The sequence below is a fragment of the Aeromicrobium alkaliterrae genome, from assembly GCF_039529015.1.
Classification (GTDB): Bacteria; Actinomycetota; Actinomycetes; order Propionibacteriales; family Nocardioidaceae; genus Aeromicrobium; species Aeromicrobium alkaliterrae.
Genome location: NZ_BAAAME010000005.1, coordinates 39,160 through 47,959 on the forward strand (window position 1 = coordinate 39,160; position 8,800 = coordinate 47,959).

General features: G+C 69.6%; 9 protein-coding genes. All 9 read right to left on the reverse strand.

Annotated elements, in window-relative coordinates:
- Window positions 1-7: 7 nt before the first annotated feature.
- The 9 genes from ABD127_RS14210 to ABD127_RS14250 are packed head-to-tail and all read right to left on the reverse strand — an operon-like array spanning window position 8 to window position 8,723.
- Window positions 8-1,558 carry a class I adenylate-forming enzyme family protein gene (locus ABD127_RS14210; protein ID WP_344202715.1) on the reverse strand — a complete coding sequence of 517 codons (1,551 nt, stop codon included), beginning with the start codon at window positions 1,556-1,558 and terminating at the stop codon, window positions 8-10.
- Window positions 1,555-1,959 (reverse strand): hypothetical protein, encoded by a 405-nt coding sequence (locus tag ABD127_RS14215; RefSeq protein WP_344202717.1) that lies wholly within the window; start codon window positions 1,957-1,959, stop codon window positions 1,555-1,557. The genes ABD127_RS14210 and ABD127_RS14215 overlap by 4 nt, the downstream gene beginning before the upstream one ends.
- Window positions 1,940-2,743 (reverse strand): enoyl-CoA hydratase/isomerase family protein, encoded by an 804-nt coding sequence (locus tag ABD127_RS14220; protein WP_344202719.1) that lies wholly within the window; start codon window positions 2,741-2,743, stop codon window positions 1,940-1,942. Before ABD127_RS14220 ends, ABD127_RS14215 begins: the two co-directional genes overlap by 20 nt.
- Window positions 2,743-3,561, reverse strand: coding sequence for an alpha/beta fold hydrolase (locus ABD127_RS14225; protein WP_344202721.1), 819 nt, complete (start codon window positions 3,559-3,561; stop codon window positions 2,743-2,745). The genes ABD127_RS14220 and ABD127_RS14225 overlap by 1 nt, the downstream gene beginning before the upstream one ends.
- Entirely contained in the window at window positions 3,558-4,388 is an 831-nt protein-coding gene (locus ABD127_RS14230) for an ATP-binding cassette domain-containing protein (protein WP_344202722.1), read from the reverse strand. The genes ABD127_RS14225 and ABD127_RS14230 overlap by 4 nt, the downstream gene beginning before the upstream one ends.
- Window positions 4,375-5,193: an ABC transporter ATP-binding protein gene (locus ABD127_RS14235; RefSeq protein WP_344202724.1), complete on the reverse strand. Its 819-nt coding sequence runs from the start codon at window positions 5,191-5,193 to the stop codon at window positions 4,375-4,377. Before ABD127_RS14235 ends, ABD127_RS14230 begins: the two co-directional genes overlap by 14 nt.
- A 10-nt stretch (window positions 5,194-5,203) precedes the next feature.
- Window positions 5,204-6,055 carry an ABC transporter permease gene (locus tag ABD127_RS14240; RefSeq protein ID WP_344202726.1) on the reverse strand — a complete coding sequence of 284 codons (852 nt, stop codon included), beginning with the start codon at window positions 6,053-6,055 and terminating at the stop codon, window positions 5,204-5,206.
- The gene (locus ABD127_RS14245; protein WP_344202728.1) at window positions 6,048-7,115 is read right to left on the reverse strand and encodes an ABC transporter permease; all 1,068 of its coding nucleotides are present in this window, start codon (window positions 7,113-7,115) and stop codon (window positions 6,048-6,050) included. Before ABD127_RS14245 ends, ABD127_RS14240 begins: the two co-directional genes overlap by 8 nt.
- Window positions 7,116-7,118: 3 nt before the next feature.
- On the reverse strand, window positions 7,119-8,723 hold the full coding sequence (locus ABD127_RS14250) for an ABC transporter substrate-binding protein (RefSeq protein ID WP_344202730.1): 1,605 nt from the start codon (window positions 8,721-8,723) through the stop codon (window positions 7,119-7,121).
- Between the last annotated feature and the right edge of the window lie 77 nt (window positions 8,724-8,800).

Genomic DNA, 8,800 nt, shown 5'->3' on the forward strand with positions numbered 1-8,800 from the left:
TCCCGCGTCACGGCGCGGATGCCGCGACGTGCGCGATGTGCTGGTCCCTGATGTCTCGCTTGAGAATCTTCCCACTGGGATTCCGCGGAAGTTCGTCCACGACATGCCACTCGCGCGGAACCTTGAACTTCGCGACGCCACCCTTGACGTGCTCCTCGACCCCGGCGACGTCCAGGCTGACGCCCCGGCGGGCGACCACGAAGGCGGCGATCCGCTCACCGTAGACGTCATCGGGCAACCCCACCACCGCCACGTCGTCGACGTGCGGGTGCTGCGCCACGACCTCCTCGATCTCGCGCGGGTAGATGTTGACCCCGCCGGCGATGATCATGTCCTTCTTGCGGTCGACGATCGAGATGAACCCCTCCTCGTCGCGGACCGCGATGTCGCCGACCGAGAAGAACCCGTCGGCGTCGGTGCCCTCGCGGGTCGCCTCCTCGTTCTTGAGGTAGCCCTTCATCAGCATGGGCGACTTGGCGTACAGCTCGCCCGGCTCGTTCGGGCCGACCTCCTGGCCGTCCTCGCCGACGAGGCGGACCTGCTGGAAGAACCACGGGTGGCCGACGCTGCCGGCCTTGCGCAGCGACTCCTCGGGCCGCAGCGTCGTCACGACGGCGCACTCGGTCGAGCCGTAGAGCTCGTGGATGCCGACGCCCGGGAAGGCCTCGTGGACCCACTTCTTGAGGTCGATCGGCAGCGCCGCGGCGTTGAAGTAGAGGGTCTTGAGGGCCGACAGGTCGTACTTCACCATCGGGTCCTCGACGAAGCGCCGGATCTGCTGCGCGTGCGTCGGCACCAGGAACACCGTGCTGACGCGGTCGCGCACGAGGCCCTCGAGGAACTGCTCGGGGTTCCAGGAGCGCAGCACCGCCGTGGTGCCGCCCGTCTGGGGCCCCGCGTACGCGAAGGCGAAGCCGGCGCCGTGGTACATCGGCGCGACGGCCATCGTGGAGCTCGACGGACCGAGGCCCCACTCGAGCGCCGAGAGGTAGTTGTTGATGACGCGGGCGCGGTGGGTCAGCACGACGCCCTTGGGCAGGCCCGTCGTGCCCGACGTGTACGTGATGCAGAACGCGTCGTCGTCCCTGACGTCCACGAACGGATCGACGGCGCGCGACGTGGCCAGGAAGGTCTCGTAGTCGCGACCCACCTCGCCCGTCAGCGAGACCACGGTCGACAGGCCGTCGAGCGTCCCCTCGACGCCGGCGGCGAGCGTGTCGTCGACGATGATCGCGCGGGCCTCGGAGTGGCCCAGGATGTAGGCGTTGTCCGATGCCTGGTTCTTCGGGTTCAAGGGCACCATCGGCAGGCCCGCCTTGGCCAGGCCAGCGGCGATCTCGAAGTACTCCATCCGGTTGCCCGAGAGCACCGCGACGGGCTCGCCCGGCGTGAGGCCCTGGTCCAGCAGGCCCGCCGCGAGGCGGCTCGAGCGGTCGTCGAGCCCCGCGAAGGACAGGCGCCGGTCGCCGTCGACGACGGCGTCGCGGTTCGGGCTGGACCTCCCGAACTCGCGGATGCCGGCCGCCATGTGCAGCGGAACGTTCATGTGGAGGCTCATGCACTCTCTTCCTTCGTCGTCTCGAGCAGCATCAGGACCTCGGCCACGGCGAGGGTGTCGCCCTCGCCGTCCACCGCGGTCCACGTCCAGTCCTGCAGGGTCTTGCCCGAGCTCGTCGTGCGGCTCTCGCCGGGCTCCAGTCTCACCTGCACGCTCGTTCCCGCGACGACCATCTTCCGGAACGAGACGCGGGTGACCTCGACCATCGCGATCGCGTGGTCCAGGACGCCCGACTGCTCGACGAGGCCGCCCATCAGGAGGAACAGGCCCTGCCCGGGCAGGGGGCGACCGGCATCGGTGCGCTGGAAGAGCGGGTGCGTGTAGCCGCCGGTCTCGACCAGGGTCGCGATGGTCTCCGCGGTGACCTCGACGGCCGTGGTCTCAGCGGTACGTGTCGACATCGGCGTCCCCCCAGTACGGATCGCGCTTCTCGACGAACGCCCGGAAGCCCTCACCGGCGTGCTCGTCGTGGGCGAACTTCGTGAACAGGACGATCTCGTGGTCGAGGGCACCGTCGACGCCGTACGTGCGCACCCCGTTGATGAGGCGCTTCGTGATCGCCATCGCCGGACGCGACTGGCCGACCATCGAGCCGACGAAGGAGGCGACCGCGGCGTCGAGCTCCTCGTACGGGTGGCTCTGGAGCGCGAGGCCCCACTCCACCATCTGCGGGCCGTTCAGCCAGGTCGGGGTCAGCATCAGCGCCTTGGCGCGCTGGTCGCCCAGCTTGTGGGCCGCCCGCGCGCTCGCGCCACCGCCCGAGGGGACGCCGAACGAGACGTGCACGTCGCCGACCTTGGCGTCGTCGGCCGCGATCACGATGTCGCACGCGAGGATCAGCTCGAAGCCGCCGGCCCGCGCCAGCCCGTCGACCTGCGCGATGACGGGGATGCCGAGCGCCTCGATGCGCTTGAGCGTCGCGTGGTAGCTCGTGATGAACGGCACGAACACCCCGTCGGGATCGCCGAAGCAGCTCTCGAGGAACGTGATGTCCATGCCGACGCAGAAGGCCTTGCGGCCGGCGCCGCGGATGACCACGGCGCGCAGCGAGAGGTCGGCCTCGGCGGCGTCGATCATGGCGTCGAGCTGCTCGACGGTCGTGGGCGTGAGGCTGTTCAGCGTGTCCTCGCCGTCGAGGAGCACGTGCATCACCCGGTCGCGGACCTCGTAGGTCACGTCGGTCATCAGGGGGTCACTTTCTGGCTGGAGGCGCACTCGGTCGCGAACGCGACGAGGTGGTCGGCGTAGGTCTCGGGGACGCGCAGGTGGGGCTGGCCCGGCAGTCCGGGCAGGATCTCGAGCCGCCCGTCCTGCGCCAGCTCCAGCGCCTCGGCGTCGGCGAACGCGAGCATGTCGTGCTCGGCGTCCAGGAGCAGAACGGGGCACGTGGCGGTCCGCAGCAGCTCACGGGGGTCGTGGCGGAACGCGGCCTGGTAGCCCCAGTGGTAGCGGTCCTTGACCCGCAGCAGCTGCATCGCCGCGACGTGCAGCAGCTCGGGCGTGAGCTCGGGCCAGATGCGGCGGTAGCGCTCGACGGCCCAGTCGAACTGGGCGCCCTCGGTGTCGGTCGGCACCGGCGGGGTCCAGCCGGCGATGAACTCGTCGCGCTGCTCGGGGCTGAACAGCGAGATGCCGCTCAGGACGATCCCGGCCGTGCCGGGCACCAGGTGGGCGAGCTCGACCGCGAGGGCGGCACCGGTGTGCACGCCGGCGAAGATCGGCGCCTCCATCTCGAGGGCGGCGCACGCCTCGGCGATGACCGCGGCGTAGTCACCGAGCTCGAGGCCCTCGCGTGGGGGCGGCGCCGAGGCGCCGTAGCCCGGGGTGTCGAACGCGACCACCCGGGCGCGCCCCGCGAGGGCACGGGCAACGTCGAGCCAGACCTCGGACGACAGCGGCGACTCGTGCAGCAGGCCGATCCATGGCCCACCGTCTCCCGCCGTGACGGCGTGGACCTGGCCCCAGGAGGTGTCGACGTAGGTGCGCCGGAGGACGTCGGTCATGCGGTGACCTCCCGGTCGCCCTCGAACGCGCGGTAGGCGTGCTTCTCCCGCGGGTCCGCAGAGAGTCGCGCCGACAGGAGGGTGCGCGTGTAGGCGTGCTGCGGTGAGCGGAACAGGTCGAGCGTGGGCGCGGTCTCCACGATCTCGCCGAGGTACATCACCGCGATGCGGTCGCTCACCTTCTCGACCGTGTGCATGTCGTGCGACACGAACAGGTAGGCCAGGCCGAGGTCCTGCTGGATCTCCGCGAGCAGCGCGAGGATCTGCGCGCGGATCGAGAGGTCGAGCGAGGACGTCGGCTCGTCGAGCACGACGAACCGCGGCTCGGAGATGATCGCGCGGGCCACGCCGACGCGCTGCTGCTGGCCGCCGGAGAGCTCGCCGGGCAGGCGCGACGCGGTGTTGCCGGACAGGCCGACGCGCTCGAGCGCCGCCTTGACCCGCGTGCGGATCTCGCTCGAGCCGAGCTCGCTGCGGTGGATCTGGAGCGGCTCGGCCACGATCGCGCCGATCGACATCCGGGGGTTCAGCGACTCGTACGGCTCCTGGAACACGATCTGCATGTCGGCCCGCTTGGCCCGCAGCTCCTTGGGCGACAGACCCGCGAGGTCGACGCCGTCGAGGCGCACCGCCCCGGAGTCCAGGTCGAGCAGCCGCAGCACGGCGCGACCCAGCGTGGACTTGCCGGAACCGCTCTCGCCGATGACCGCGAGCGTCTCGCCCGCCTCGACCCGCAGGCTCACGCCGCGCAGGGCGTGGACGGGGTCGCCGCCTCGCTGGCGGGACGCGAACGTCTTGCTGGCCTGGTCGACCTCAACCAATGACATCGTGGAGCTCCTCGCGCTTGGGCACCGAGCTGATCAGCTTCTGGGTGTACTCGTGCTGGGGGTCGACCATGACGTCGGTGACGGAGCCGTGCTCGACGACCTTGCCCTCGAGCATCACGACGACGCGGTCGGCGTACTGGGCGATCACGCCGAGGTCGTGGGTCACGAGGAGCACCGAGCGCTGCTCGCTGCGCACGAGACCCGAGATGAGGTCCATGATCTGCGCCTGGACCGTGACGTCGAGCCCGGTCGTGGGCTCGTCGGCGATCAGCAGCTGTGGGCTGAGGGTCGTGGCCAGCGCGATGACGACGCGCTGCGCCATGCCGCCGGAGAGCTGGTGGGCGTAGCCGTCCAGCACGCGGGCCGGGTTGACGATGCCGACCCCCGCGAGCATCCCGAGCGCGATCTCCCGCGACTCCTTCTTGCTCACCTTGGTGCCGTGGGCCTTCTGGAGCTCGTGGAACTGGCGCTCGATCGAGTAGATCGGGTTGAGCGAGCCGAACGGGTTCTGGGCGACGAAGCCGATCCGCCGGCCGCGCACGTGCCGCATCTTCTTGGCCGGCGTGCGCAGGAGGTCACCGTGGCCGGCGAGCTCGATGTGGTCGGCACCCACCGTCGAGTTCGGGCCGAGCAGGCCCAGGATGCCCTTGATGGTCGTGGACTTGCCGCAGCCGGACTCCCCCACGACGCCGAGGATCTCGCCCCGGCCGACCTGGAGGTCGATCCCGCGCACGGCGTGGACGACGCCGTCGGGCGTCGCGATGTCGACGGTCAGGCCCTTCACGTCGAGGACGGTTTCGGTCATCGGTAGCCCCTCATCGGTAGGAACGTGCGGTTCGGTCGCCGATGGCGTCGGCGATCTGGTTGAAGGCGAGCACGCACAGCAGCACGGCGACGCCGGGGAAGGCCGCGATCCACCACTGGCCGGACGACATGTTGCCGGCGCCCTCGCGGATCATCGAGCCCCAGGACGGGGTCGGAGGACTGACGCCGACGCCGAGGAACGACAGCGACGACAGGACCACGATGGAGTTGGCGATCGTCAGCGACGTCTGGACGAGGATCACGCCCCAGACGTTCGGCAGCAGGTGCCGGAAGATCAGGCGAGGGGTGGTGGCCCCCATCGCGGTGGCCGCCTCCATGAAGCGGCTCTCGCGCAGCGCCAGCACCTCGCTGCGCAGCAGCCGCATGTAGCGCGGGATGTTCTGCAGCGAGATCGCGACGACGACCATGTAGAGCTTGTTGCCCGACAGGGTCACCAGCGCGAGGGCCAGGATCAGGAGGGGGAAGGCCTGGAAGGCGTCCAGCGCACGCACGATCCGCTGGCTGCCACGCCCCTTGGTGCTGGCCGCCAGCCCCAGCGGCACGCCGATGACCAGCGCGACCGCAGCGCCCGCGAGTGCGAGCGACAGGTCGATGCGGGCGGCGTCGATCGTGCGGGAGAAGACGTCGCCGCCGATGCCGTCGGTGCCGAACCAGTGGGTCGCGTTCGGCGACTGGCGGGACGCGGACCCGTCGGTCGCGGCCGAGTCGTAGGGCAGCGGGCCGAAGAGGCTCCAGAGCACCAGGACGACGATGAAGGTCCCGCCGAGGGTCGCCGCCTTGTGCTCCTTGGCGACCCGCCAGAGCACGGCGGCGCGGGACGGGGCGAGCTGCGTGTCAGCCATGGGTGATCCTCGGGTCCAGGAGCCCGACGATGATGTCGAGCACGGTGTAGGTGATCAGGGTGATGGCACCGGAGACGAGCACCATGCCCTGGACGACCGGGATGTCGAGGCGCAGGATTCCTTGCACCGCCCACGAGCCCAGCCCGTCCCAGGCGAAGACCTGCTCGACGATCGCCTCGCCGCCGATCAGCGCCGCGAAGATGACGCCGGCGTAGGTCACGATCGTGCCGCGGGCCTCGACGAAGGAGTACCGCAGCACGGTGCGCTCCGGCAGGCCCATCGCGCGGGCGAACTGCGCCTGCTGCGAGTTGAGCGCCTTGCCCACCGTCGACCTCGACGTCTTGGCGAAGTACGCGGCGTAGACCAGGCCCAGGGTCATGACCGGCAGCACCAGGTGGCTGACGGCCGACCAGAAGGTCGCCATCTCACCGCGGAGCAGGGCATCGATCGTGACGAAGCCGGTGATCTTCTCGGGTCTCATCTCGCCGATCCCGATCTGACCGGTGGGTGCCGGGGCGAGCCCCAGCACGAAGAACACGACGTAGATCAGGATCAGGCCCAGGAAGAAGTCGGGCACCGACTGGAAGACGCTGGTGCCGAAGCGCCCGGCCTTGTCCTGCCAGCGGCCCCGGAAGTAGGCACCGGCAGAGCCGACGCCGATCCCGACCACCGCGGCGAAGGTGACCGAGAGGACGATCAGGGTCAGCGACGCCGGCAGTCGGTTGCCGATCTCGGAGGAGACCGAGAGGTTCGTGTAGTAGGAGGTGCCCAGGTCGCCCTGGAGCAGCCCCCCGATGTAGTCGCCGTAGCGGGTCAGCAGCGGCTGGTCCAGCCCCAGATCGGCGCGGATCGCGTCGATCTGGGACTGGCTCGCCACGGGTCCGGCGATGACCTGCGCGGGATCTCCGGGGGTGACGCTGACCAGGAGGAAGGACAGCGTCACCACACCGAAGAGCGCGGTCACCAGGAAGACGAGCCGAGACGCGACCAGCCGCAGTGCGCCGGTTCCGCGTCGGGGCCGGGACAGCTCCTGCGACGAGGTGGTCGTGCTCAGCGTCATCTTCTACTCCGAGGTCAGCTGGTCGAACAGGAACCCGCCGGAGACCAGCGGCTTGAAGCCACCGACCGTGTCCGACAGACCGACGAAGCTGGGCATCTCGACCAGCGAGGCGATCGGGACGTTGTCCGCGATGATCTGCAGACCCTCCTCGGTCAGGGCGTCACGCTCCGGGCCCGGCGCCGTCTTGAGGACCTCGACCGAGATCTCGTCCAGACGGGGCAGGTTGATGCCCGAGGTGTTCAGCGCCGACTTGGAGTTCAGGTACAGGTAGAGACCGAAGCCGATGTCGGGCTGCGACGGCCGCTCCGTGTACAGGAACGTCTGGTACTGCTTCTTCGACACGCCCGCCTGGAAGTCGGCGACCGAGGCCACGCCGTTGAGCGTGACGTTGACGCCGATCTCGCTGAGGTCGCTCTGGATCAGACGCGCGATGTTCTCGGCGTACGGTCCGGGGCGCTCGGCGCTGAACGCGATCTGGATGTCGAAGCCGTCGGCGTAGCCGGCCTGCTCCAGCAGGTCCTTCGCGAGCTCGGGATCGTACGTGCCGATCTCGGGCTGGTCGTCGAACAGCGTCGACGGCTGCGGGTAGAGCGCCGGCTCGGCGCGGCCCTGGTAGATCGACTCCACCAGCGCCTCACGGTCGACCGCGTGGTTCAGCGCCTGGCGGACCAGGGGGTCGCTGAGGATCGGGTCGGTCGTGTTGAACGTCCAGTTGTGACGGAAGACGTCCGGGTTGCTGACGAGCGAGGCGTTCGACGCGCCGTCGATCGTGTCGAACTGGTCGATCGGGGGCTCGGAGATCATGTCGACCTCGCCCGAGACGAGCAGCTGCGCGCGCGAGGATCCGTCCGGCACGGCGCGGATGATGATCTCGGTGTAGTCCGGCTCGTCGCCGTACCAGGTGTCGCTGGCCTCGAGGCGGACCTCGGTACCGGGCTCGAACGAGGTGATGTTGTAGGGGCCGAAGCTGGCCGAGTTCGTGGCGAGCCACTCCGCCGCCCACGGATCGGCGTCCGTCGTGTGCTTGGCGATCTCGGTCGAGTCCAGGATGCCGAGGTTCGGGTAGGCCATCAGCGAGAGGGCCTGCGCCGACGGCGCCGTCAGGTTGAGCGAGAAGGTGTAGTCGTCGATCACGGTGACCGGCTCGGCCGGGTCGACGTTGGTGGTGGGCATCGAGATGCTCGCCTGCAGCGTCGTGGCGCTCGAGGTCATGCGGTCGAACGTGTACTGGACGTCGGCGGTCGTGAGCTCGTTGCCGTACTGGCTCGTGACGCCCTCGCGGAGCTTGAACGTGTAGGTCAGGCCGTCCTCGCTGGTCTCCCACGACTCGGCCAGGCCGGGCTTGATGTCCTCGAGGCCGACGATCTCGTCCGCCGGCACGTCGAGGTCGTAGGTCGTGATCGTGCCCATGTGGGCGTGGGCGAGGTAGACGTCGGGGTTGCCGCCGTACAAGTTCTGGTCGAGCTCCGAGGGCGTGGAGGTCCACGCAATCGTGAGGGTGGAGTCGCCGCCCCCGGAACTCGAACCACCCCCGCCGCAGGCCGCCAGCGCGAGCAGCGAGAGCACGCCAGCGGCGACCCCGGCCTTCCGCGTGAAAGTCGAACGCATGATTGCTCCGATCGATGTGATGAGCGCCACAGGTGGCTTATGTCAGACATAAACATATGCAGCGAACCCGAGTCGCG

What these genes read in the sequence shown, in the direction of transcription:
- ABD127_RS14210 (WP_344202715.1), bottom strand. Translation starts at nt 1,558, where the DNA reads ATGAGCCTCCACATGAACGTTCCGCTGCACATGGCGGCCGGCATCCGC.
- ABD127_RS14215 (WP_344202717.1), bottom strand. Translation starts at nt 1,959, where the DNA reads ATGTCGACACGTACCGCTGAGACCACGGCCGTCGAGGTCACCGCGGAG.
- ABD127_RS14220 (WP_344202719.1), bottom strand. Translation starts at nt 2,743, where the DNA reads ATGACCGACGTGACCTACGAGGTCCGCGACCGGGTGATGCACGTGCTC.
- ABD127_RS14225 (WP_344202721.1), bottom strand. Translation starts at nt 3,561, where the DNA reads ATGACCGACGTCCTCCGGCGCACCTACGTCGACACCTCCTGGGGCCAG.
- ABD127_RS14230 (WP_344202722.1), bottom strand. Translation starts at nt 4,388, where the DNA reads ATGTCATTGGTTGAGGTCGACCAGGCCAGCAAGACGTTCGCGTCCCGC.
- ABD127_RS14235 (WP_344202724.1), bottom strand. Translation starts at nt 5,193, where the DNA reads ATGACCGAAACCGTCCTCGACGTGAAGGGCCTGACCGTCGACATCGCG.
- ABD127_RS14240 (WP_344202726.1), bottom strand. Translation starts at nt 6,055, where the DNA reads ATGGCTGACACGCAGCTCGCCCCGTCCCGCGCCGCCGTGCTCTGGCGG.
- ABD127_RS14245 (WP_344202728.1), bottom strand. Translation starts at nt 7,115, where the DNA reads ATGACGCTGAGCACGACCACCTCGTCGCAGGAGCTGTCCCGGCCCCGA.
- ABD127_RS14250 (WP_344202730.1), bottom strand. Translation starts at nt 8,723, where the DNA reads ATGCGTTCGACTTTCACGCGGAAGGCCGGGGTCGCCGCTGGCGTGCTC.